This window comes from Fusicatenibacter saccharivorans, assembly GCF_027667425.1.
GTDB lineage: Bacteria > Bacillota > Clostridia > Lachnospirales > Lachnospiraceae > Fusicatenibacter > Fusicatenibacter saccharivorans.
Window position 1 is genome coordinate 432,265 of the sequence record NZ_JAQEGR010000001.1, and the last position, 24,948, is coordinate 457,212.

22 protein-coding genes are annotated in these 24,948 nt (G+C 38.4%); 18 read left to right on the forward strand and 4 right to left on the reverse strand.

The annotated features are described in order from the left end of the window. Window positions 1-6 precede the first annotated feature (6 nt). The 10 genes from PGS38_RS02015 (at window position 7) to PGS38_RS02060 (ending at window position 10,960) form a co-directional block, all read left to right on the forward strand. The gene (locus tag PGS38_RS02015) at window positions 7-1,695 is read left to right on the forward strand and encodes a hypothetical protein (RefSeq protein WP_118595994.1); all 1,689 of its coding nucleotides are present in this window, start codon (window positions 7-9) and stop codon (window positions 1,693-1,695) included. 14 nt (window positions 1,696-1,709) lie between these two features. Further along, a complete protein-coding gene (locus PGS38_RS02020; protein WP_118595993.1) occupies window positions 1,710-4,025 on the forward strand; it encodes a VirD4-like conjugal transfer protein, CD1115 family in 2,316 nt (771 codons plus the stop codon). A 26-nt stretch (window positions 4,026-4,051) separates the two neighbouring features. Continuing rightward, on the forward strand, window positions 4,052-5,107 hold the full coding sequence (locus tag PGS38_RS02025; RefSeq protein ID WP_117812942.1) for an ArdC family protein: 1,056 nt from the start codon (window positions 4,052-4,054) through the stop codon (window positions 5,105-5,107). Window positions 5,108-5,119: 12 nt separating this feature from the next. Next, window positions 5,120-5,695 carry a hypothetical protein gene (locus tag PGS38_RS02030; protein WP_118640432.1) on the forward strand — a complete coding sequence of 192 codons (576 nt, stop codon included), beginning with the start codon at window positions 5,120-5,122 and terminating at the stop codon, window positions 5,693-5,695. Between the two features lie 94 nt (window positions 5,696-5,789). After that, window positions 5,790-6,185 carry a hypothetical protein gene (locus PGS38_RS02035; RefSeq protein ID WP_117812943.1) on the forward strand — a complete coding sequence of 132 codons (396 nt, stop codon included), beginning with the start codon at window positions 5,790-5,792 and terminating at the stop codon, window positions 6,183-6,185. A 64-nt stretch (window positions 6,186-6,249) separates the two neighbouring features. Further along, on the forward strand, window positions 6,250-6,534 hold the full coding sequence (locus PGS38_RS02040; protein ID WP_117805179.1) for a hypothetical protein: 285 nt from the start codon (window positions 6,250-6,252) through the stop codon (window positions 6,532-6,534). 350 nt (window positions 6,535-6,884) lie between these two features. Further along, the gene (locus tag PGS38_RS02045) at window positions 6,885-7,280 is read left to right on the forward strand and encodes a hypothetical protein (RefSeq protein ID WP_117805178.1); all 396 of its coding nucleotides are present in this window, start codon (window positions 6,885-6,887) and stop codon (window positions 7,278-7,280) included. Beyond that, window positions 7,262-8,644: a relaxase/mobilization nuclease domain-containing protein gene (locus PGS38_RS02050; RefSeq protein WP_117812944.1), complete on the forward strand. Its 1,383-nt coding sequence runs from the start codon at window positions 7,262-7,264 to the stop codon at window positions 8,642-8,644. The genes PGS38_RS02045 and PGS38_RS02050 overlap by 19 nt, the downstream gene beginning before the upstream one ends. 15 nt (window positions 8,645-8,659) lie before the next feature. Continuing rightward, window positions 8,660-9,685, forward strand: a complete 1,026-nt coding sequence (locus tag PGS38_RS02055; RefSeq protein WP_118640433.1) for a hypothetical protein — start codon at window positions 8,660-8,662, stop codon at window positions 9,683-9,685. Window positions 9,686-9,778: 93 nt separating this feature from the next. Then, window positions 9,779-10,960, forward strand: coding sequence for a HipA protein (locus PGS38_RS02060; RefSeq protein WP_117812946.1), 1,182 nt, complete (start codon window positions 9,779-9,781; stop codon window positions 10,958-10,960). Window positions 10,961-11,026: 66 nt separating this feature from the next. Here the strand turns inward: PGS38_RS02060 and PGS38_RS02065 are convergent, their stop codons facing one another. From PGS38_RS02065 to PGS38_RS02080, 4 genes are all read right to left on the reverse strand, one after another. Beyond that, the gene (locus tag PGS38_RS02065; protein ID WP_055265153.1) at window positions 11,027-12,646 is read right to left on the reverse strand and encodes an AAA family ATPase; all 1,620 of its coding nucleotides are present in this window, start codon (window positions 12,644-12,646) and stop codon (window positions 11,027-11,029) included. 19 nt (window positions 12,647-12,665) lie between these two features. Next, on the reverse strand, window positions 12,666-13,238 hold the full coding sequence (locus PGS38_RS02070) for a recombinase family protein (protein ID WP_055265151.1): 573 nt from the start codon (window positions 13,236-13,238) through the stop codon (window positions 12,666-12,668). Window positions 13,239-13,370: 132 nt separating this feature from the next. Then, window positions 13,371-13,535: a helix-turn-helix domain-containing protein gene (locus PGS38_RS02075; RefSeq protein ID WP_117812947.1), complete on the reverse strand. Its 165-nt coding sequence runs from the start codon at window positions 13,533-13,535 to the stop codon at window positions 13,371-13,373. Between the two features lie 141 nt (window positions 13,536-13,676). Next, window positions 13,677-13,991: a hypothetical protein gene (locus tag PGS38_RS02080; RefSeq protein ID WP_117812948.1), complete on the reverse strand. Its 315-nt coding sequence runs from the start codon at window positions 13,989-13,991 to the stop codon at window positions 13,677-13,679. Window positions 13,992-14,201: 210 nt separating this feature from the next. On the opposite strand from PGS38_RS02080, the gene tnpA reads away from it, so the two are divergent. From tnpA to PGS38_RS02120, 8 genes are all read left to right on the forward strand, one after another. Next, a complete protein-coding gene (gene tnpA / locus PGS38_RS02085) occupies window positions 14,202-14,639 on the forward strand; it encodes an IS200/IS605 family transposase (protein WP_117812949.1) in 438 nt (145 codons plus the stop codon). Further along, window positions 14,620-15,723: an RNA-guided endonuclease TnpB family protein gene (locus PGS38_RS02090; RefSeq protein ID WP_055265145.1), complete on the forward strand. Its 1,104-nt coding sequence runs from the start codon at window positions 14,620-14,622 to the stop codon at window positions 15,721-15,723. The genes tnpA and PGS38_RS02090 overlap by 20 nt, the downstream gene beginning before the upstream one ends. 1,061 nt (window positions 15,724-16,784) lie before the next feature. After that, the gene (ltrA, locus tag PGS38_RS02095) at window positions 16,785-18,251 is read left to right on the forward strand and encodes a group II intron reverse transcriptase/maturase (protein ID WP_082424990.1); all 1,467 of its coding nucleotides are present in this window, start codon (window positions 16,785-16,787) and stop codon (window positions 18,249-18,251) included. A gap of 235 nt (window positions 18,252-18,486) precedes the next feature. Beyond that, on the forward strand, window positions 18,487-19,764 hold the full coding sequence (ltrA, locus tag PGS38_RS02100) for a group II intron reverse transcriptase/maturase (RefSeq protein ID WP_082426135.1): 1,278 nt from the start codon (window positions 18,487-18,489) through the stop codon (window positions 19,762-19,764). A gap of 428 nt (window positions 19,765-20,192) precedes the next feature. Next, on the forward strand, window positions 20,193-23,237 hold the full coding sequence (locus PGS38_RS02105; protein WP_270475822.1) for an SrtB-anchored collagen-binding adhesin: 3,045 nt from the start codon (window positions 20,193-20,195) through the stop codon (window positions 23,235-23,237). A 234-nt stretch (window positions 23,238-23,471) separates the two neighbouring features. Further along, on the forward strand, window positions 23,472-23,798 hold the full coding sequence (locus PGS38_RS02110) for a YdcP family protein (RefSeq protein WP_002606075.1): 327 nt from the start codon (window positions 23,472-23,474) through the stop codon (window positions 23,796-23,798). A 15-nt stretch (window positions 23,799-23,813) separates the two neighbouring features. Beyond that, window positions 23,814-24,197 (forward strand): YdcP family protein, encoded by a 384-nt coding sequence (locus PGS38_RS02115; RefSeq protein ID WP_055297303.1) that lies wholly within the window; start codon window positions 23,814-23,816, stop codon window positions 24,195-24,197. 82 nt (window positions 24,198-24,279) lie between these two features. Continuing rightward, window positions 24,280-24,942, forward strand: a complete 663-nt coding sequence (locus PGS38_RS02120; RefSeq protein ID WP_028088146.1) for a response regulator transcription factor — start codon at window positions 24,280-24,282, stop codon at window positions 24,940-24,942. The last annotated feature ends 6 nt before the right edge of the window (window positions 24,943-24,948 follow it).

Here is a 24,948-nt window from a genome sequence, read left to right on the forward strand (position 1 = left end):
TTAAAAATGGCAGCTGAAGATGCAGGTGGAAGTGGTGACCTTGCTATCTTGGTCAACACAGAAATGATTGTTCTTAAAGGGGCTGTTAAAGCAGCAGCTTCCGCAGGTAGTGTAACCGGAAAGGTAGTAAATAAAGCTCTGCTTTCTCCCTTCCGACTGATTCAATTTTGTATGAAACTACATAAGCAACATATAATCTCCACGTCAGACTTCAAAAGTTTTACACAATTCATGAAAGCCTGTGATGGAGATTATATTATCGCAAATCTCCCCACACGCGATCCGGAACAGTTGGATAAACTCATGGATTCCATGACAGAGGTTGGAATTACCTACTGTCTCCTTCCTGATCTGGATATTCAGGATTCCTGCCAGCAAATTGCCATACGTGGAAAAGACGTTGCAAAATGGCAGGCATTATACGAATCTTATGTAACAAACCAGCTCGATCTTGGTGGTCCACTGGATTTTGAAGAGTTGAAAGCTCTTACTTCCGGAAATTATAAAATCAAAAGTCTTGCACTCGGAGATGCTTCGGAAGATAATGAGCAACTAGAGCAATTCCTGGATATATTGGACGAACGTGGCGTGAACTATTCTGTTCTTCCGGATCTTAAATATGGAGATAATCACATCCAGATTGCCGTTGCGAATCAATCTCTGCAACAATTCGCAGCAGCTATTAAAGCATATTTAGAAGAATTTCCGGATGCAGCTAAAAATTTGGTAGAAGATATAACTGAACAAGAATATTTTGATTCTGGCCGTATGTCAGAGGAAGATTATATGAAAACAGCTTCGCCGGAAATAAAGGAAAAAACCGATCCAAAAAATTGGCAGAAAGGAAAAAATCTGAATGCACAGTCTTTTGAGCAAGCCCTGGCTGGGAAAGAAGTCGATCGTTATGAAACCTTAAAGAACCGACCAGGGTTAATCGAACGATATATTCCTTCTCAAAGAGTAGCTGCCAGAAGAGAAGATGAAATTGCGCTGCAGACAGGTGACCGAGAATATGTTCGTATTCAGGAAGCTCTTTCCGTTGACAATGGTAAGGGCTTTATTATTTTTCTTGATCCGGAAAAAAATTATAATGTCTATCGTCCGGATGAAAAAGGGATTCTTCAGACTCCTTCCGGCAGTCTGTCTGGAAAAGAATTTTCCAAGTATACAGAACAATCTGACGAAACACATCGTTTAGATTATATTCCGTATGCAGAAACTGAAACTCCGTCCGAAGCTCCTCAAAAGCAATCATCAAAAGCAAAATCTATGGAAAAAACTGTTTCACAAAGCTCTCCAGATGTTTCTACTCAAGAAGCAGCTTTTCCCGTTACCATTAATTGTAGTCTTGTTGATGATATTATGGATGACAAGACTTTTATTTCTCGTATTCCTGGTTCTAAATTGCATATCAAACTTCCTCTTTTTTCCATTGCTGATGACGGAAAAACTCTTGTTTCAGCAATTGATCCACAAAAGGAATATGAAATTTTTAAAAATGATTCACCAACATCGAATCCTTTATTGAATATGAAAGGAGCGCAAATACTACCTTATTATGATCCAGTTCGACGCAAAAACATAACAAAACAGTTCGGCCAGAATCAAAATAAGATTTTAAAGTTTTCTCAAAATCCTGCTTCTAAACACAAGCCTAAATCTTCCCCTATAAGGAAAAAAGACTTAAAGCTTTAATATAAGGAGAAAAAATGATAAAGAAAAAAAAGATTCCAATTAAAAGTCTTGTGCTTATTCTTATTTTGGTCGAATTAATCTGCCTTGTATTTGCAGGTATTTTGGGTGAACCTGGTAATGATATAAATCTTAAAACAGCGTCATGGATGAATCATCCATGGCGCTGTTTTAATCAGTACACATTGATTAGTCTTGGATGTGGTCTGACCGGATGGGTATTTTTTCTTGCGTTTTATTTGGATACGCATCGCAACACACATTCAGACATCGAACATGGTTCTGCAGAATGGGATGATCCGGACACTGCAAATAAACGCATGGCCGATCTTAAGCATCCGGAAAATAACCGCATTCTTTCCAAACACGTAAATCAGGCTTTATCCGGTTCGAAATCCTTTCCAAATAATAATATGATTGTTGTCGGTGCTCCTGGTACCGGTAAATCATTATTTGTGATTGCTCCAAATATTTTAAAATGTATTTCTTCCTATTTATTCATGGACCCTAAAGGTGAACTTGTGGAAAAATATGGAAACTATTTGCAAAAGAACGGTTATCAGATCCGTGTTTTGAACTTAAAAAACATGGAATCTTCTGATCGATACAATCCTTTTGTTTATATCCGAACAGAAGATGATATTCCACGATTGATTATGAATATTTTCAAGTCTGTGGAACCCCCGGATGCCCAAAAAGGCGACCCTTTCTGGGATGATGGTTGCGCTCTTTATCTGCAGTCTCTCTTTTATTTCGTGTGGGCTGTATCTGTACCAGATAAAAAAAAGATTTTTGCAGAAGCCGGTTTAAAATGGGAACCTGTATATGCTACGCAAACTTTAAATCAAGTAACAAAGCTCATGCAGCTGGAAAGTAAAAAAGTACCACCTCGCTCTGAGGATGAAGAAGAGTCCACAGAATTATCTTTATTAATGGATGCATTAGCAGATATGTATCCAGATCATCCAGCTGTCAGAGATTATCGTAAATTAAAAGAAGGTGCGCCCGAAACAGTTGCTTCCGTTCTTTTAATTTTAAATGGAAAATTCAAGTTCTTTTATTCGAAATCTATTCAGCGCATTTTTGAAGCAGATGATATGAACTTATGGGAACTTGGAACCGGTTGGCACAGGGATGGAAAAAGTAAAGTAGCATTATTTCTAGTCCTAAAAGAAAACGATAGCAGCTACAATTTTGTGGGAAATATGCTTTATCAACAGCTGTTCGATGAACTTTTGGTAGAAGCAGATCAGAATTACCATGGTGTTCTTCCTATTCGTGTTGAGTGTTGGATGGACGAGTTTGGCAACGGGTTACGGCCGGAAGGTTTTGAACATTTAATCACAACCCTTCGATCTCGTAACATTGCTGTCATGCTGTTCCTGCAATCAATTAGTCAGCTGCAAACCATGTACAAGGGTGACGGATGGAAAGTATTCATGGATTCCTGTGCTGTATTTTTATTTCTTGGTTCCGGCCGTGGTGCGTATGACACCCAGGAAACTATCAGTAAAATGTTGGGTGCTGCCACAATCGAAAAGGCATCCGGTAGTGTTTCATACGGTCAAAACGGAAGCAGCAGCACAAGCTACGATCGCCTGCAGCGTTCGCTTATGGATGCAAATGAAGTTGCACAAATGGATAAAGACAGTTGCATCATTCTTCCATTTGCAAGTAAACCAATCATCGACAAAAAATATAAGCCATTCCATGATCCCTCTTATTTGAAGGCAAAAAAATATGGACCTTATACCCATCCAGTTGAAATTTTCCGTGATAAAAACGGAAACCTGCATACAGTAAATCACCAGGAGAAATTTTATTTTCCGGATGAAGGTCTTCAAGCAAAAATACGCGATGATCTAAAAGAAGGGAAATCTTCCGGCATGTTATTCGAACTCAGCGAAGATGAATTTTGTTCTCTGGATCTGGATGATCCGAAACTGAATGGCCCGCAAGGAAATCTTTTTTTGCTTCAACAGTTAAAGAAATTGGAAGATGATAGTGCCACTTTAAAATTACAGAATGCTGTCAACGAAAAAATGAATTCTGTAATTTATGATACGTCAGACAACACATCCTCCTTGGAGGCAGATGAAGAATCTGCCGCAGAAACCATTTCTGTTTATGATGTGCGTCAATCTTGGGATCTTTCCGGGAATCTGGAAGATGTTATCCGAAGATATATACTCGAACTTTCCGAAGATGAAGTATCAAACATCACAGAAGCTATGAATCGGCATATCCCGGAAAAGAAGATCAAAGATTGTTTAACTCTTCCACCGGAAAAATTATGTCTTATGCTGCAGTTTTATATGAAACAAGCAAACTAAAGTAACTTAGAGAGGAAGTATACCTTATGGCCGAAGAGAAAAAAAACAGATCAGAGGAACTAGAAAGTCTGGATAAGAAAATCAATGAGATTATTAATGGATGGAATCAAAATCCGGAAGAGATTGTTGAATTTTTACAGTTCTCCAGCAAATTTTCTTACGCTTATTCACCACGCAACATGATGCTCATTGCTCAACAGCAAAGAGGAGCTTTACTCTGTAAATCCTTTAAAGCCTGGAAAGAACTTGGTTACTCTGTAAAAAAAGGTGAGCATGGAATGGAAGTGTACGTCCATACACCGATCACTATTTTAAAAACAGATGATGGAGATATTCCTTATAGTAAAGCATCCAAAGAACAGCAGGCCGCTTATGATGTCGGAGAAATAGAAGGAGAGAAACTTTCGTATTTCAAAAAAGGATATACATTTGATATTACGCAGACAAACTTTCCTCCGGAAAAATATCCAAAGCTTCTTGACCGTGGAATTCCATCTGAATTTCACAGAAGCTGCACAAATATATTAAAAGAATACTGTGAAGAGAATCTTGGGCTTAAAGTTTTTCTGCAAGACCAGGAACAAAATATTAAAGGAGTTTCCCTTTATGGCTATCACAGTCCGTCAGAACACGAAATTCATATTGCTTCAACTTTACAGGATACCGCTGCTTTCTCAACATTAACACATGAATTCGGACACGCTCTTGCACATGGATCTGTCGAAGAATCTCTGAATACAAATTTGCATCAAAAAGAATTTGAAGCTGATGTTATGAGTATTATGTTTTGTCAACACTATGGGCTTGAAATAACCGACGAAAGAAAGAGTCATCTTTCTGGTCATTACAAAGATTGGAAAAAATCCGATCCGAACAATTTTCATCCGGATAAAAGTATGCGGAAAATGTTTGACTTATTTAGGGAACACTCAACTGTCCTGGATCAAAAAATAGTTAAAGCTTTTCCAGAGCTTGCAACAAAATTACTTCCGCAAGAACTAGAAGTGAATTCAGAAAAAAAGAAAGTTGTAAATAAAACTGCTAAGAGAAAACCAAAGAAAAAGAAAACACCAAGACTGTAAATACGATTTTTTATGAAGAAGAAAAATAGATGCGCAGACGAATTTCCATCCAGCAGTAACAGAAAATACATCGGCTATCCAGATAGTGCGTATATACATTATGATGAAGTTGGTGCAGTGCTTTTTATTTTTCGAGCAAATCCTTCTTTGAAAGAATTGGATGGATTCGAAAAAAAATTTGAAATTCGAATAACAGAATTTTCAAAAATCATGTTTATCTCTTTTCGCTTTGGATCTTCTGACTGGTGCAGCATCTCATATTCTCCATACTTAGACACATGGCAGAGCAAACAATTTATTTTTCCGAATTGTAAGTACGGAATAAATTTATTCATAGCACTTTTCGATACATCAACCGGAAAAATATTAAGGGCCAGGATGCTCGATCTTCCGTGCCTCTTTTCAAAAAAAATACGCTCTGCCATTGTACTGCAGGCACTGCAGCCATTCAATAAAGAGAAATATATTAAAGTTATTAAGCAGTTTACTTTTTTTCATTCGCAAGAAGAAATTGCAGTGCAAAGCAAATTATCATCACGCTGCACAGTCCATTATCGTGCATCACAGACTGTCCCTATACAAAAATAATGAATTATTTTCACACCACACATTTCAAAATAATCAGAAAAATGCAGAATCACTATTCTGTGTTTCATAAAAAATTAAAAGTGAGGTAACTAAAATGGAAAGAAAAAAAACTCAGGCAACAACAGCAAAGTTAAAAAAGGTTCAGACCGAAATCAAAAAGACAAAGGATAAACTCAATAAACTTATGGCAGAAGAGGAACGTTTGACTGTTCAGTATCAGACAGAAAGTTACGAAGAGACTTTAGCTTATTTGAAGTCTGCAAGCAAAAATGGAAAGCCAGATCTTGAAGAGATGTGGAAGTTTTTGCAGAGCACTTATTCTCCTGAGTTGAAAAATTCAGTTTCACAATCGACCGGAAATTCTGCACCTTCAGAAGAATCAACTGATGACGTAGAAGAAAATTCTGAAACAGAAGAAACATCCAGCACTGTTCCGGAACAAAAAATTTCTCATTATGATTCAAATGATCTTGAGTTTTTAGCTGACTAATTTTTTGCGGGACATCCTTTTGGGGTGAGGACGTCCCGTTTTTCAAATAGAATCGAGGTAGCAAATGGAAAGCAAAAATTATCATTTCAATGTGAGCAATCCCGAATTGATTTCAAAAATTGAACGCTTCAATGAATATGGATTTGCAAACCGAACTGATTTTTTTCTTGAAGCAATAAAAGCATATGACACAATTTTCACTCCAGAAAATTCTTTGAAAAAACTCATCACAGACGCAGTGATGGATGGAATTGTTGGAGCATTGAACATAGAAACAAACACAACTGATGATGGTGATAAAACAAATTTTGAAGACAGTGATGAAGATTATCTCATCTACATTAAGTAAGAATTGTAAAAATTTACATTACCTTATACCTACGCTCGATATAAAATCGAGCAAAAGGGGTCTTAGGGGACTCCCTAACAAGATGCAAATTGTTTACAATTTGCGTATCTTGCTAATTAAGAAATAGGAATGTGTTTCTTATGGTCGTAAAACGTCCATGAGCCTGCAGCCCCAGTGTTTATGCGGCTTTCCGGGATTTTCATAAAAAACGCATTTTTCTCCACAAAAAGCCCATGGTCATAAAACGTCCATGGATATTTTTGTCATGGTCGTAAAACGTCCATGGGCTTTTTTTAATTGATTTGTCTCGAAAATTTTTATCACCGAGTACAGAAAAGAGGAAAGTATTGATGGAAAAAGAAAATAAAAAAGCAACTGCCTCTGAGAAACTGACGAAGGTAGTTGCCATTCGAATTTCTCAAACTGATTATGATATTTTTTTAGAAAAAGCAAAAATGGAAAATCCGGAATCCACAAAAATAAATATTTCAAAATACTTATGCAGCGTTTTACACGATTCCACAATTTCAAATTTTCATTTTTTAAAAAAGAATTTTCGTCAAGTCGAACAGGCCTTACTCAATATTGACAGCAAACTTTTGCAGATCGAAAAAAATTCGGCAGGATCTTTTTATCCGGAAGAAATGTTGGAAAAAATCTCTGAATGTAAACGGCAGCTTGAAAAATTAGAGTTTGATTTTCAAAAATTGGAAGAGGAGATTTCAAAATGGCAATCACCAAACTGAGTCATGTCAAAGAACGGAAATCCGGAAATCCTAACGCAGGACTCTATAATTGCATTGATTATATTTTGAATCCTGACAAAACAGAAGAGCGTTATATCGGAGGAAACGCGGGTTCCACTACACAGGAAGTATATAACCGGATGATGGCAACAAAACAAGAATTTCGCAAATTGGATGGCCGACAATGTTATCACTTCATTATTAGTTTCGCACCAGGCGAAACGGATGCTATCACCTGCTTCAATATTGCTCAGGATTTTTGTGAAAAATATCTCGCCGGAAAATATGAATACGTTTTTTCTGTCCATACAGATCACGCGCATATGCACGCTCACATAGTTTTTAATTCTGTCAGTTTAGTAGACGGAGTAAAGTATCATTATTCAGATGGACAGTGGAAGAGTAACATTCAACCGATAACGGATCAGCTTTGCGAAAAATATGGACTGAAAAAATTGACTTACGTTCCAGGAAAAAGAAAAGGCGTTGATTATGGAACATGGAGGGAAAAGAAAGATCCATCCGGAAGTCAACGATTACGTGAAGCTATTGACATGGCAATAGCGCAATCTGATTCCTACGATGATTTTCTTTCTATAATGAGGAAGTCATATCAAGTAAAAATTGGGTTTTCACAAAAATGGAATTCTGAATATCTTTCATTTAAAGATTTTAAAACTCCGGCCGGACGATACCGTAGAAATTACGTTCTTGGAAAATCATACACTGTCGCAAGTATTCAAAAGCGCATTTCATTAAATAAGATGGAAATTCCAGAATCATTAAAACGACTGCCACCACATATTCGAGGTTTTGAATCTTCCATCGGCTCTGGTTTTCGTTCAGCAAATGGTTTATACCTTACGCAGCATCAAAAACGTTATATGATTCCATACTGGAGGTTAAAAAATTCCGAACGCACAGTTACTAGTGGCACAGGGAACATTCGAGAATATTCAAAAGAGGCTGATAGAAATTTGCGTGACCTGCAAACCGTGCAAGATAATAAAATTCGAACCGTTCAGGATTTGTCCTCCCGCTTGGATGAATTGAATCAAATGACCGATTCCATTCGAAGAGAACTTCGTGCAATACAGTCTAGCCGTGAAGATTCAGAAACAGAGAATGTCATTTCCGAATATCTTTCCATTCAAAGTGCATTTGCGAATGCCGCTGTTCCTATTGAAATGGAAGGGAAATTTGAAAACCGATTGGATGAGATCGAAGAAAACTATCCGATCGAAGAATTGATACACCAAAAAGAATCTAATAGTAAAAAAGAAAAACAACTACAGAAAGAAATCAAAAATTTGCAACAGGCATCCAGACGTTTATCAAAATTAAAAAAGATCCAAAAGAGATAAAGAGGAGTAGTGAAAATGGCTTTCCAAAAATATTCTGAAGAAAAACGTAATGAAATTTTAGATTCTCAACAGGAAAAAAATGCGCGTGGAAAAATAAGTTTATTACTGAATTTGGGATTTCCCAAAGATTGGATTGAAAAAATGCTTCCTTATATAAATGAGGATACTACATCATGGCAATTACGCATGATCAGTCTTTTCGATCAAGATCCGGAAGATCTCGTAGCCATGTTGGAAGATTCCGTAAAAAATTCTTCTGTAGAAATTTTTCAGTCTATTCGGAAGAAATATTATATTGAAAAAAAAAGCAGTGCAGATATTGAACAGATTCAAAAATCAATGGAGCAATACGTTCCATTGATTCATAACCAACTAGACGCTTACAACGAAATGTCCGCTTTGTTGCAGCAGCAATTTGCCGTCCAGCAAGAGAAAGATGATCTACATAAATCTAAAGGTGACCTGCAAGAAAGAATAAATGCTATGCAGAAGGAGCATGAAAAAATTTCCATTGAGAAGGAAGATATTTTTCATCAGCTGCAGGATTCAGAGAAAGAAAAAATTTCCATTCAGCAACAACTCGTTGATGCGACTGAATCGCTGCAGAAATCTCAGGGAACTGCAGCTTCTTATGAAAAACAAATTGCTATTCTGAATAATAGAATTGATGAACTTGAAAAGCAGTTGGAAGTATATCAAGCTAAAGAAAATGAAATTGCCCAGGAAGAAGAGAAGCAGCTTGAACACATTCCCGTTAAACGTCGAATAATCTGGTCATCTTTTTTTCATGACTCTAAAATAAAACGCAAAGAAGAACTAGACATTCAAGAACAGGCTGAACGTGAGAGACTTGCAAAGGAATACATTTATGATCCATCCCATTCTGAAGAACAGGCTGCGCTTTTTCTCGATGCAGCAGGAACAGAAGAGTGGACCTTAGAAGATCTTCGAACACTTGCTGCACAATCAGATATTGACAGCATGAAAATATTACAGCGTAAAATAGAACAGCTGCATAAAGCTTCACAGAAAAAAAAATAATAAATAGCTTTCTTCCACATTTACAGTTGTTGTTTTATTTTGAGGAAAATGATAAAATTAATATAGTTCCATTACTACGGAGGTGATTTAAAAATGTCAGTATCATATTTTAATACAAACGAATATGAATTAATGAATAAAGATAATATTGTTGCAACTGTAAGCTGTACAAGAGATGAATTTAATGACTTATATTTTGAAATTCATCATATATTTTCACAATTACCAATTGGTTTCAAAACATTTAAAGACTGGATCGAAAATCGTAGAGCACCTAGCAATCGCCAGCACATTGAAAAATTGCTTAAGCGTTGCAACTGTTATGATTTAGAAGGCTTCCTTCAAGTTACACATGCTGCAACTTTAAATGATACGTTTTGGGTTCGTCCAGCAAAGAGTCATCTTTCCTGGAATAATGTTTCGTTATTCCAAAATCCTTTCGATGACGTTGTTGCTCGGATAGCCTTTGAAGGTGGTTTATATGGTGAACATTTTTCAACAGCTTCCCCTGAATTTTCTACTGATGGAACTTTTGCAAAGTGTTGGACTCGTTTAGACAATCAAATTTTCCTCATGAAAAGAGGGTCTGAAGGTGGTGCGAATGCTGGGCTTGAGCCATACAGTGAGATGTATGCTTCACAACTAGCCGCTGTATTTTGTCCAGACTCCGTTCCATACGATGTTGTAAATTACCATGAAAAAAAAGCCTCTAAATGTCCGCTTTTTACAAATGAGCAATATGGTTTCGCTCCAACTTATAAATGCATCGGAGTAGAAGCCGGTATTGCCCAAACCCTGCAATACTTTTCTTCTATTGGTAGCGAAAACGCTTTTCGTAGAATGCTAGTTTTAGATGCCCTTATAGTCAACACTGACCGTCACAAAGGAAATTATGGAATATTATTTCAAACTGATACTCTTCAACCGATAAAAATGGCACCTGTATTCGATCACAATCAAAGTTTATTACCATACGCAATGGAAGATGATTTTCGTGATCTCGATTCCTATTTGAGCGAAAAAATTCCACGAATCGGTACAGACTTTTCAGAAACTGCAGCCATGGTAATGACTCCAGATATAAGATCAGATCTAAGAAATTTACAGGACTTTGAATTTTCTGATTCATCAAACGGTTTACCAAAATGGAGAGTAACTGAATTAAACAAATTAATAGTCCATCAATCAAGATCTATCCTTAAATCAAAAAAAATATATATGTCTCCCGATCAACCTAAAAAGAAAAATATTAAAAAATCAACTCCTCGTCTATGAAAAAAATCCGTGTCAATAATTGACACGGATTTTAAAGTTAATGTGATTATGATAGCTCTCTATTCATTATAGTTTACGTGGTTTCTTTCTTGATGTAGTCTTGAGATTTGGTTTGGAAGTATTGCAGTTTTCATTAAGTAATTGTTTTATCTCTGGCCGTGGAGTATTGGAAACTATCGAAAGTCGTTTTAAATACGTTGCTGCATTCAAATAAAGTACATCATTTTGTTTTGAAGAAGCTCCCGTATAAAGTACCAAACGGCTTTTCACCTTTCCAAAATTTTCATCTATATATTCCAAAAAATCAGTGTTTCTTAAATGCTTTGTTTGATCTATTACGATCTGATTAGAGTATTTTACTTCAAACAGATAGCTTTCTCCTTTTTGCTTATCAACCAGTATCATATCAGCTTCAACATGCTGGTTGTTGTTTCTCAAGGTGATGCTTAATTGTGATACGTAATAACGATCCAGATCAATCTTTTGGAATGTTTTATATGTTTCCGCAAGAATTATATTTTCAAGTAAAATTCCTTTTACGAAATGATCTGCTCTTAAAATAAATAAATTTCTGTCAGCTATACCACAAGTATCCTTCCACATAGAATCATCCGCCAAATTTTTGATCAAAGCAGTTGAATGGGCATATATCATACCTGGTTGCATAAAAATTTCTAAATCTTCAGAACGTTCCCCACTATTCAATGAAATATATGATGGAATTTCGAGAAATAGTTCGAGTTCCAACAAGTAATTCTTTAGTTCATCCAGATGTCGCTTACTTAAAGACGTTTGCATTTCATCCAAATCCTTAATTCCCAAAGCATTCTTGGTTGCCTGATTGGCTTCTTCCGTGTTAATTAGTGACACATAAGATGGTTCTTGAATATTATGGATCGTAGAATACAGCGGGGCACTTTTAAAACACTTGTTAACTGCTTTGACCGTAGTGTAATAGCTGAACTTATTAATCATTTTATTCAAAACAGATTTCAATTCATTCTGTTCGTACAACTCAGTTATTGCAGCTCCATACCTTCTTGCATCTTCGCTTTTCTCCAATGAATGTAAAATATTTCCAACAATAGCGGTATTTTGATATTCTTCGCTGGCCTGCAATGTTTTATATGGACTTTTTGTTAATGTTCCTCCGTATTCAATATATTCATCTACGGAATCATTTTCGATAAGTTTTGAAAACTCCGCAAAAGGAATATAGGATGTATGTATCATTTGAATCCTATCATATAAAATATCGGATTGCGCAAGCATAATTCCCAATGAGTCCGTTCCAGCGATAACGATTTTAGCTCCTTTTGCTGCAAAATAATCTGAAAAAGTATTTCCATATTTTTGAAAGTCTGTAACTTCCGTTATTTCATCTAGGAAAAAGTTGCGAACGCCTTTATCGTATAAATCTTCCATTGCCTGCCGCAATTCAAGCATATCACATTCCCGTAGGCAAAGAATATATACTGTTTTTTCTTTGTCTTTATCCGATAGTTCTGATATATACTGATACATCATTACTGTTTTTCCGGTTCTTCGTAGGCCATATAAAGCACAAATCTTTCCAGGATATTCATGCTGCATGAAACCTTTCAATTGATTATAACAATCCCTTTTCCGAACATATGAAGTGGCGATTTGGTTTCCCATAATAATATTAATATTTTTTTCATACATAAATTGCGCCTCCATTTCTTCATTGACTTATTTTATATTCTCGGAACAAGCGGTCAAGCGTACATCTACTTATTTTCAATTCTTTTGCAATCTGCGTTTTCGTTGCCTGTCGGGTCATATAACGATTATAGTATTCTTCGATTCCAGGAACAACGATTTTGTTTCTTCCTTTGTAGCGTCCTTCTTTTTTGGCAATGGCTATTCCTTCCCGCTGCCGTTCCAGAATCATTTCTCGCTCAAACTCTGCAATGGCTGCCATCATGGTGAGCTGCAAACGTCCTGTCGGTGTCGATGTATCAAAGTTTTCTTTGAGACTTACGAACTTTGCTCCAGTATTCTCGATTCTTTTCACGATACTTAAGAGATCATATGCAGTCCGGCCGAGTCTGGAAAATTCTTCCACATATACGACATCATCTTCACGAATGAACCCCAGCATTTCCTGAAGTTTAGGTCTTTTCATCGTTTTACCGGATGCCTTCTCAATAAACCACTTATCAATATTATATTTTCCCAGTGCCTCTCGTTGCCTGGCTTCATTTTGTTCAACCGTTGATACTCTTACATAAGCAATATTCTTACCTTTACTCATTTTTTCCTCTTTGTACAAATAACTTCTTAGATATGGTCTACATTTTGTTCAATAATTGAATCTCTGACTTTATTTTAACATTTTATTGTCCATTTGACAATGTATAAAAACGTACACCCTATTTAGATATTTTTATTGTGACATCACATCTTCCCTTACAGCTTTTTCAAGAAGCTGACGAACATATTCAGGACAGCTGCTCTTACCGGATTCCCAGTTTTCCAAAGTTCGCACAGGAATATTATACTGCCTGGAGAATTCAGCTCTTGATTCAGAAAGCATCTCTCTTATTTCCATTTTTTCTTCCTCATTTGATATTACATATACTTTGCCATTGTGCTCCGCCAAAAGAATCCGTCATACAACCACTCAAGATCGTTTTTAAAAGTTGGCACATCGTGATGGTCTAATTCGGCAACGAATTTTACGTATTCATAGCTATAACCGTTTTTTTTGTAATACGTCAGCAGCGAGTTTATAGCTGTACAAAAAGTCTGCTTTATCAGCAACAGGATCTTCATCATCCCAACTCCACTCATCTTTTTCTTTCTCTTCATCTGTCATGGTGTCGTTTGCCTTTTTGTAAAAGAGAGAGAAAGCATATTTTTCTTCAGCCGGCAGATCTTCCATTTGCATCAAATGAGCCTTTCCCCAGGCATCATCAAAAATTTTTTTAAACTTTGACTTGAGTGGCATAGGAGTTTTATGCTTATACTGATTTATCGTGTCATCAATAATGAGCGCTAAATCCATATCAATGGGAAGTTGTTCTGTAACCAGATATACGCTTTTTTCATCGCAAACAATATAGAAGGTATCATTTTCAGTTTTTAACTATGCTCAGCAAGAAGTCCCCGACTTCTAAAGTGGGGGATGAATTGCGTCCGTCATAAAATATTGAAATACAGGATAAGAAGCGTTATAATAAAATCAGTCGAAGAAAAAAAGAAAGGCTGAACATATATGGAATTAGACAATAATGCACATTCGGTATTTTTGCTGTATTACCATCTTGTCCTTGTTGTCAAATACCGCAGGCAGGTCTTTGATGAAACGGTTTCCGAACGTTCAAAGGAAATCTTTGTGTATATTGCACCGAAGTATAACATTATGTTGCAGGAATGGAATTATGATAAAGATCATGTCCAGATTTTATTTCGGGCGCACCCAAATTCAGAAATCAGCAAATTCATAAATGCATATAAAAGTGCAAGCAGCAGACTCCTGAAAAAAGAATTTCCGCAGATACGGCAGAAACTGTGGAAAGAATGTTTCTGGAGCCAGAGTTTCTGCCTGCTTACAACAGGCGGCGCACCAATAGAAGTCATCAGAAAATATATTGAGTCACAGGGAGAAAAAAGCCGCAAAAGGGGCAGGTCTTATGGCAAACAAAGCATATAAATTCAGGATATATCCGAACAGGGAACAAAAAACACTATTTGCCAAAACGTTTGGCTGTGTACGGTTCATCTATAATAAAATGCTGGATGATAAAATCAAATATTACGAGAAAACGAAAAAGAAACGGAACAATACCCCGGCGCAGTACAAAAAAGAATTTCCGTGGCTGAAAGAGGTTGACAGTCTAGCCCTTGCAAATGCACAGATGAATCTGCAAAAGGCATATAATAACTTCTTCCGGGATCCGAAAGTTGGATTTCCGAAATTCAAATCCAGACATAAAACCCGCGCTTCTTATACAACGAATAACCAGAAGGGCACGGTAGCCCTTGAAAATGGGCACCTGAAGCTTCCAAAAGCAGGGTATGTGAAGGTCAAACAGCACAGAGCGATACCGGAAGATTACCGGATCAAATCGGTCACCATCAGTCAAAATCCGGGCGGGGACTATTATGCAAGCGTTCTGTTCGAGTACGAAAACCAAGTACAAAAACAGCCCATGCATCAATTTCTTGGTTTGGATTTTTCCATGCAGGAACTGTACAGGGACAGTGAAGGCAGAGAACCGGAATATCCGGGATATTACAGAAAAGCGGAACAGAAATTAAAGAGAGAACAACGAAAGCTCTCAAAAATGCAGAAAGGTTCCAAAAACCGTGGAAAGCAGCGGATCCGGGTTGCCAGAATGCATGAGAAAGTAGCGGCCCAGCGCAGAGATTTTTTACACAAACAATCGCGAAAGATTGCAGATGCGTATGATTGCGTCTGTATAGAAGATCTCGATATGAAAGCAATGTCACAGGCGCTGCACTTTGGCAAATCCGTTTTGGATAACGGCTGGGGGATATTTGTGAATTTCCTGAAGTACAAAATGGAAGAACAGGGAAAACAGCTGGTGAAAGTAGGCCGTTTCTTTGCAAGCAGCCAGCTGTGCAGTGTATGCGGGTATAAGAATACCGAAACGAAGGATCTGCGAATCCGTGCATGGATCTGTCCGAAATGCGGTACACACCATGACAGGGATGTCAATGCTGCAGTCAATATCCGGAATGAGGGTATGCGTCTTATGTACAGCCTGCAGTGACAGGAATATAGAAAAAACCGTGGGGCACACGGGGATAGCTCGCTTATGCTTGACACAGTGGTGTCATCGAACGAGAACCGACGGTTCGCTTTTTGCGAAAGGAAGCCCCCGCCTCTGTAGGCGGGGGAGGATGTCAGTTCGCCCGGCGCGAACGTTATTCTTAAAGGTGAAAGTCCTAAGTGCGCCTGTTAGCGGGAAGCACATAGCCAACAAGGCAAGGGTGTCCATTGTGAGATGGAATCTGAAGGAAGCCTGAGGCAAACCATTGGTCCGACGGACAGAAATCATGTATAAGGCTTACAGTTCGGATAAGACTGCTGAACAAGTTGAAGTCCAATAGCTAACAGAGGACTGGTAGTAGACATGGCGGATAGGTGATGAGAAAGATAGCGTATTTTAACCGGGGAGATCCTATGAGTGGTTTCATCAGCCATAGTAACAACGAATCATAGGAAGTCAGCAGATGTCATAGTGTGCGACTTGCAAGTCGTCATTTAAATTGTGATAAATTCACTACTACATCCGTTTGTAGTATTTCTACCGCATAGTGCCCAGTAAGTAATGAAAGGTGCGGAGCAGCGGGACAACGTGAGAAAGACAGAAACCACATCTGTCCTATTGCAAGGAAAAGATATGCAAGGTTAACATATGTGAACTGTCGTAAGGGTCGTCACTCGTGTAAAAGGTGAAAGTGGTTGATACACCTTGACTAAAATAGTACGGAGTCAGGGACATGATAATTACTATGGTATCATGCCAAACGGACAGAGAACTCCCGGTCTATAGGCAGAACCTAAACATATCAAGATTATTTAAATGACGAAACAAGGTAAACCTTATGTGCTCCTGGGAAAAGGTAGGCTAATCGTAAGAAAAGCACAATGCACAGAAGGCAGAGGATGTTGGAAAAAGCGAAAGTTCATGTGTAATGCATGAAATAAGGGTTCAAGATTTGCCCTGTCCGAAAGGAAGCAGACTTCCAACGCGTATCAATTACATGAAGAAACTGGAAACTGTGAATGTATCAAGTTCAATGGCACATTTGTGAGGACAATACAGACATGAAACTTCAATGGAACCAGATAGATTGGAAGAAAGCAGAAGAACAAGTTAACAGGCTACAGATTCGAATTGTAAAGGCAACATTAGAACAAAAGCTGAGATTGGTTAAGAGATTACAGTATTTAATAACTAATTCATTTTACGCGAAGGCTCTGGCTGTTAAACGAGTGGTTAGCAACAGAGGAAAGAAAACTCCAGGTATAGATGGAGAATTTTGGAAATCTGATAAAGAAAAAGTAAACGCAGTAAGGAGCCTGGACTGCCAGACATATCATGCAAAACCATTGAAAAGGGTATATATCGAAAAGTTTGGCAAGAAAGAAAAGCGTCCTTTGGGAATACCTACTATGAGAGACCGGGCTATGCAGGCATTACAACTTCTTGCGCTGGAACCAGTGGCAGAAACAACTGCCGACAGGATCTCCTTTGGATTTCGGAAATACAGAAGTCCTGAAGATGCACGTGAGTATGCGTTTAGTGTACTTAGCAGAAAGGATTCTCCACAATGGATTCTGGAAGGGGATATAAAAAGCTGCTTTGATAAAATCAGCCATCGGTGGATGATGGATAACATTCCCGGAAACAAAAGAATTATGAAAGAGTTCATGCGTTGTGGATATGTAGAAAAGGGAAAGTTATATCCGACTATAGAAGGCTCTCCACAGGGAGGAGTTATCTCGCCAACTTATGCAAACATGGTACTTGATGGATTAGAACCCATGATACTGGATGTATACTGGAGAAGCAAAGTTAAAAGGACATTTAGTGTGAAGTACAATGCGCATAAAGTACATGTGGTGAGATTTGCTGACGACTTTATCGTTACAGCATCTGACAAAGAAACACTGAAAGAAATCAAACCAATGATAGAAAGATTTCTTGAAGAAAGAGGACTGAGACTGTCAGAAGAGAAAACGGTCATTACTCACATTAATGATGGATTCGACTTTCTGGGTTGGAACTTTCGTAAATTTAAAGGAAAACTGATTATCAAGCCGTCACATAAATCTATGAAGAAAATTACGAGAAAAATCAGTGAAATAATAAAAGAAAACCAGACAGCCACACAGGAAATACTCATAAAGAAAATAAATGAGGTGACAGTAGGATGGGCAAATTATCATCACTCATCATGTGCTAAGAAGTGCTTTCATACGTTGGATCATCGCATATGGGAAATGTTGTGGAGATGGTCCAAACGCAGACACCCAAACAAAAACAAGCACTGGATAGTTAACAAATACTGGAAAGAGCATAAAGGCAGAAAGTGGACATTTATGTCGGACAAAAACATCCTATTTCTGATGATGGATATGCCAATTGTGCGAAAAGGGCAAATATCTTTAAACAAGAATCCATTTCTTGACAGGGAATACTTTGAATGCCGAGCAAAAAGGCACCGTCTGAACCGAAAAAGAGCTATGAATTCCAATCGAGCCGCGCAAATGGGATATTATGCGTTATAGATACGTGAGCGGAATGCGGTGAAAGTCGCACGTTCCGTTCTTTGGGGAGGGAATAACCGTAAGGTTTGTCCCTTACCCGACAGCGAAGAAGTCCGGGAAACCGGATGGAGCAAAGGACAGAACAGTTAATCATCTGGAGTACGTCCTAATTGAGAGTTTTAGACGAAACACATGCCGAGAGGAGTACCACAAGTACTAAGTGGTCGGAACTCACGAAAAGGAAAGGAAACAGTGCATGGAGGAACAAGGAATATTTATAGAACGCATTCTGTCAAATGAAAACATGAATCGTGCCTACAAACAGGTGAAAAAGAATAAAGGTGCGGCAGGAATAGACGGAATGGAATGTGCCGATTTGCTTTCTCATTTGAAAGTAAATGGCCAGCAACTCAGAGAGAGTATAAGAAATCAGTCATACAAACCAATGCCAGTAAAGAGAGTGGAAATCCCTAAAGCAGACGGAAGCAAACGAAAACTTGGTATTCCAACTGTCACAGATCGCATGGTACAACAAGCAGCTGCACAGGTATTAACACCTATATATGAAAGAAAATTTCATGAGAACAGCTATGGATTCAGACCCGGAAAAAGTGCACAGAAGGCAGTATTAAAAGCAGTTGAATACATGAATGAAGGATATAACTGGGTCGTGGATATTGACTTGGAAAAGTTTTTTGATACGGTAGAACACGACAAGTTAATATCTGTTTTGAACAAAGAGATTAAGGATGGAAAAATACTTTCGCTAATCCGAAAATTTCTAGTAAGTGGAGTTATGGTTGGAGAACAGATAGAAGAAACAGAAATCGGAACCCCACAAGGGGGAAATATTTCACCACTTCTCGCTAACATACTGCTCAATGAATTGGATTGGGAACTTGAAAGCCGAGGACTTAAATTTGCACGATATGCAGATGACTGTATTATTTTTGTCAAAAGCGAAAAAGCTGCGGCAAGGGTAATGGAATCGGTCACGAAGTATGTTGAAAATGTTCTGCGGCTGAAAGTGAACAGGGGCAAAAGTAAAATAGGGAGACCCACAGAAATACAATATCTGGGATTTGCCTTCTATTATCAGTTTCAAGAAAAGAAATATAAGATAAAAGTCCCTAAAAAGTCATTGGATAAGGTAATGAAGAAAGTCAGAAAATTAACGAGCCGCAAGTGGGGTGTAAGTAACTCATATAAAGCCCAAAAGATAGCGGAAGTGGTAAGAGGCTGGATCAATTACTTTAAAATTGGCTCAATTCTTACAGCAACCCGAAGACTCGATACGGTTATTAGGTACAGGTTCAGAATGTGCATATGGAAACATTGGAAAAATCCTAAAACCAGATATAAAAATCTGGTAAAACTGGGTGTTAGTAAAAAGAATGCAAAAAGTGCGGCAGGGTTCCATGGATATGCTCGGGTTTGTCGTACAGAAACTATTTGCTATGCAATGTCAAATGCACGTCTGAAAAAGTTCGGGTTACTCTCAGCAGAGGAATATTTTTGTCAAACAAGATGTTAAGTTAACTGAACCGCCGGATGCGGAACCGCATGTCCGGTGGTGTGAGAGGTCGGCGGCGAAAGCCGCCTCCTACTCGATCTACATCGATCTTGAATCTTTGATTTGCGACTGGAAGTAAAACAAATTTGATGTTATCTTTATTTAAAAACACAATAAAAATCTGATTATCCGCTAAAACACAGTATCTATCAGCATTTTCAAGGAAACAAACACATCAATTTACTACTTATTTACTACTAACGAATGAGCCTTGATACGCAAGTTTTCCTAGATATGCAAAGATATGGTACAGCACATCAGTATTGAAACAAGAAAAAATTGAATAACTTATAGACTATGGAACGCCTAAAATGACGTTCCTTTTCTATTTTCAGCCGTTCATTATGGACGGTTATTTTATTACCAAAAATGAAAGGAGCATTAGATTTATGAAAAAGATGTTAAAACGATTGTGTACGGGCTTCTTAGCTCTTGCAACTGTCGTTACTGCTTTGCCGACTACACCCGTTCATGCAGAAAGTAAGCAATACTGGACGGAGTCAAAACAGCGTGTCGGTATCGTTGAAAAAGTAATGAATGACGGTTCGATTGGTTCTACCTTTAATGAGGGACATTTGACCGTTGAGGGCGAGGACGCTTACTGTATCGACATTAACACAGACTTTAAGAATGGCTACAAGACCAGAGCTGACGCAAGCACCCGTATGAGTGCCGACCAGATAAGCGACGTTGCCTTATCTATCGAATATGTAAAACAGTACACAGACAGCCACAGCGGAATAAGCAAAAATCACGCTTACCTTTTAAGACAGCTGGTTGTCTGGCAAAGATTGAGCGTACATCTTGGCTGGCAATGCGATAACGTGCGAGCTTCTTATAATGAAATTCCAAAAGCTACGCAGGACGAAGTTTTCTCTGGTGCAAGAGCCTTTGTCAAAGAGAATAAAGGACGCTATGAATGTGGCGGTTATATCTACTCTGGCGAGGGGCAGGAATTGGGACAATTCTGGGCGAAACTCAATGTTGGAAATGCGAAACTTCAAAAGACTTCCAGTAATACCAGCATTACAGACGGTAACGGGAATTACTCTATCGCTGGTGCGACATACGGTGTCTTTGCTGATAAGGACTGCACGAAACAGCTTGCCACCCTTACGACTGATGAAAACGGAAATACAGATGTCGTAGAGGTAAAGGCTGACACAGTCTATATCAAGGAATTATCCGCACCAGCAGGATATAAGGTTGATACAAATATATATTCCTTAAAGGTTGAAGCTGGAAGGACAGCGACCTTGAACGTATCAGATACACCAAAGGTAACAGACACTTTGATTGAACTCTTCAAGATTGATATGGAAACACAGAAAGACAATCCGCAAGGGAGCGCTTCTTTAGCAGGTGCGGAATTTACATGGAAGTATTATGCAGGCTTCTACAATAAAGACAATCTCCCTGCCGAAGCTACAAGAACATGGGTTACAAAGACAATCGCCGAAACAGACAGCGACGGTACAATCCATTATGTTACAAAATTAGCGGACACATACAAAGTATCTGGCGACAGTTTCTATATGCAGGACGGCAAGGCAGTTCTTCCACTTGGGACACTAACCGTTGAGGAAACAAAAGCTCCAAACGGCTACTTGTTAGAGGGTGCATATATGCAGGCTGGCGATAAGTCCGAACAGATTAAGGGCTTATATGTAACACAGATTACCGAGGACGGCGACCTTGCCGTACTTACTGGAAGTAACCAGTTTTCCGTATCAGACAAGGTTATCCGTGGCGGTGTCAAAATTCAGAAACGAGATTTAGAAACGGGCGATACGAAGCCACAAGGAAGTGCCACTTTGAAAGATACTGCTTTTGACATCATTTCCTTAAATGATAATGCAGTATTGGTTGAGGGCAAGTTATATAAGAAAAATGAAGTGGTAAAAACAATCCATACAGACCTTGAGGGTGTCGCTTCTACTTCTGCTGACCTTTTACCTTATGGAAAATTCCGTATCGCTGAAAGTGAAGCTCCAAACGGATATTTGACAGACGGTGCAAAACCGATTGATTTTGCAATCACAGAGAATGGAAAAATCGTGGACTTAACCGACGAAGCCCATTCTATCTACAATCAGATTAAGCGTGGAGATATTGAGGGCGTAAAAATCGGTGCAGGCACACACAAGCGTCTTGCTGATGTTCCCTTTAGGATCACAAGCAAGACGACTGGGGAAAGTCATGTTGTAGTAACTGATGATAACGGGCAATTCTCCACTTCTGCTGACTGGGCTTCCCATAAGCACAATACCAACGCAGGCAAGACCAGCGAGGACGGTGTATGGTTTGGGACTTCTGAACCAGACGACAGCAAAGGTGCGTTACCTTACGATACTTATATCATTGAAAAATTACGCTCTGACAGCAACAAAGGTTTTGAACTTATCCCACCATTTGAAATCGTGGTATCAAGAAATAACCTTGTGATTGATTTAGGAACGCTGACTGATGAATACGAAAAAGAAATCTCTATCCATACCACAGCGACCAGCAAAGACGGCGAAAAGACTATCCTTGCAGGAAAAGAGGTTACAATCGTTGATACAGTCAAATTAGACGGACTTACAAAAGGCACAAAGTATCAGCTCAAAGGCTGGCAGATGTTAAAGGAAGAAAACGCCGAGCTTATCATTGACGGGAAACGTGTAGAAAACGATTATACCTTTGTCGCTGATGATGAAGAAATGAAAGTGGAAATTTCCTATACATTCAATGCGTCTGCTTTAGGTGGCAAAAACCTTGTTACCTTTGAAGAATTATATGATTTCAGCAATTCAGACGAACCCGTAAAAGTTGCAGAACACAAAGACATTGAGGACGACGGGCAAACGGTACTTATCACAGAGCGTATCATCAAGATACATACTACCGTTACCGATAAGGACGGCAATAAAGAGCTTAAAGCAGGAAAAGACGTTACAATCATTGATACCGTAACCTTAGAGGGCTTAGAAGTCGGTACACAGTACAAACTTGTGGGCTGGCAGATGTTGAAAGAAGAAAATGCAGAACTTCTTATCAATGGAAAACGTGTGGAAAGTGATTACACTTTTATTGCTGACAGCGAAGCTATGAAAGTGGAAGTTGCTTTTACGTTTGACGCTACTTCTCTTGACGGCAAACAGCTTGTAACTTTTGAGGAATTATACGATTTAAGCAATCCAGACGAGCCGAAGAAAGTTACCGAGCATAAGGATATTGAGGATAAGGGACAGACGATTACCTTTAAGGAAAAGCCAGAAGAACCAGAGAAACCCGAAACACCACCGACACCGGAAAAGCCTAACAGACCTAGCGACAGTCCCAAAACGGGCGACAGTACAAATGTAATGGCATTTATCGTGATGTTGCTTGCGTCTGCTGGTGGACTGGCTGGAACATATCTTTACAAACGCCGTAAAATGAAGAAATCATAAGGCGGTAACGGTATGAGGAAAGAAAAATCACGCTCTCCGCCGAAGCTGTCAAACGGCAGATTTTTGCTTATTCTGGCTTGTCTGCCAACAACCTGCAAGAACACGGATAGTCAAGGGTGCGTAAGCATTGATTTTACCCTTTACTATCTGGGGGATTGCTGGTACTTCCCGAACCGCCAGAATAAGAAATCACAATCAATTTATCAAAAATAGAAAGAAACGAGGTAAAACAATATGGAAATGAAATATGTCGTGCCAGATATGGCACAGTCTTTTGGAACTCTTGAATTTGCAGGCGAAAGTGAGCCAGTCTTTGAAAGAGATAAAAATAACCGCAGGGTCTTAGCCAGACGAAGCTATAACCTTTATTCTGACGTACAGAAAGGCGAAAATGTTGTGGTAGAAATTCCCGTGCAGGCTGGCGAAAAGCATTTCAAGTATGAACAGAAAGTAAAACTTGTCAATCCGAAGTTATACGGCAGAGGTTACGCAATCGGGGATATGGGACATACCGATTATGTGTTAGTTGCTGATGATATTGTAGCAGTTGAAGAAAAGTAAAGGAGTGAAGAATTTATGAGATTATCAAACGGGTTTGTTATTGACAAAGAGAAAACATTTGGAGAATTAAAATTTACAGCGGTGCGAGATGTGTTCTTGCAGAATGAGGACGGGACACCGAGTACCCAGCTTAAAAAGCGTATCTATGATTTGAAGTGCAGTCTGCATGGTGGAATTATCCCCGTGTCCGTACCGCCAGAAGTACCGTTAAGGGAATTTCCGTACAATGCGGTTGTGGAGCTTGTCAATCCCGTAGCCGATACGGTATCAAGAAAAACCTATACGGGTGCAGATGTGGACTGGTATGTAAAGGCAGAGGATATTGTATTGAAGAATAAAGGCAATCAGAACGCAGGTAATCCACAGAACCCTACACCGCAGGGACAACAGAAAAAATAGGATTGCCGAGTAAAAATTATATTGTAGAGCATACTGCATAACGGTATAATTATTTCATATCAAATATAATGGAGTGATGAAAATGAAGCATATCTTAATTGTTGATGATGATATTCATATAAACAAAATGTTGGACGAAGTTTTAGTACATGAAAGATATATGGTTTCCCATGCTTACTCTGGTACAGAAGCATTATTATTTTTAGCAGATACAAAACCAGATTTGATTTTGCTAGACTTAATGTTACCGGGATTGTCTGGGGAAGAATTATTACCACAAATATCAGATATTCCCATTATTGTTATGAGTGCAAAAGTAGATGTTGAAGATAAGGTATCTCTTTTACTTGGTGGTGCAGTTGATTATGTTACTAAGCCTTTTGATACAAAAGAATTATTGGCAAGAATTACTGTTGCACTTAGAGTTAAAACACCCTCATTAAACAGAACATTAGAATTTGAAGATATTACATTGGATACATTTACTTATGAAGTGTTCATAGAGGACAAAAAAGTAAAACTGACGAGAACGGAATATGCTATTTTGAAATTGTTAATACAAAATCCGAAGCAAGTTATTGTAAAGTCATTTCTTTTAGAAAAAATTAGTGAGGACACACCAGACTGTACTGAAAGCTCATTAAAAATGCACATTAGTAATTTAAGAAAAAAACTTCGTGATATAAGTGGAAAAGATTATATTGAAGCTGTTTGGGGAATTGGATTTAAAATGAGAACAGAATAAATCTTT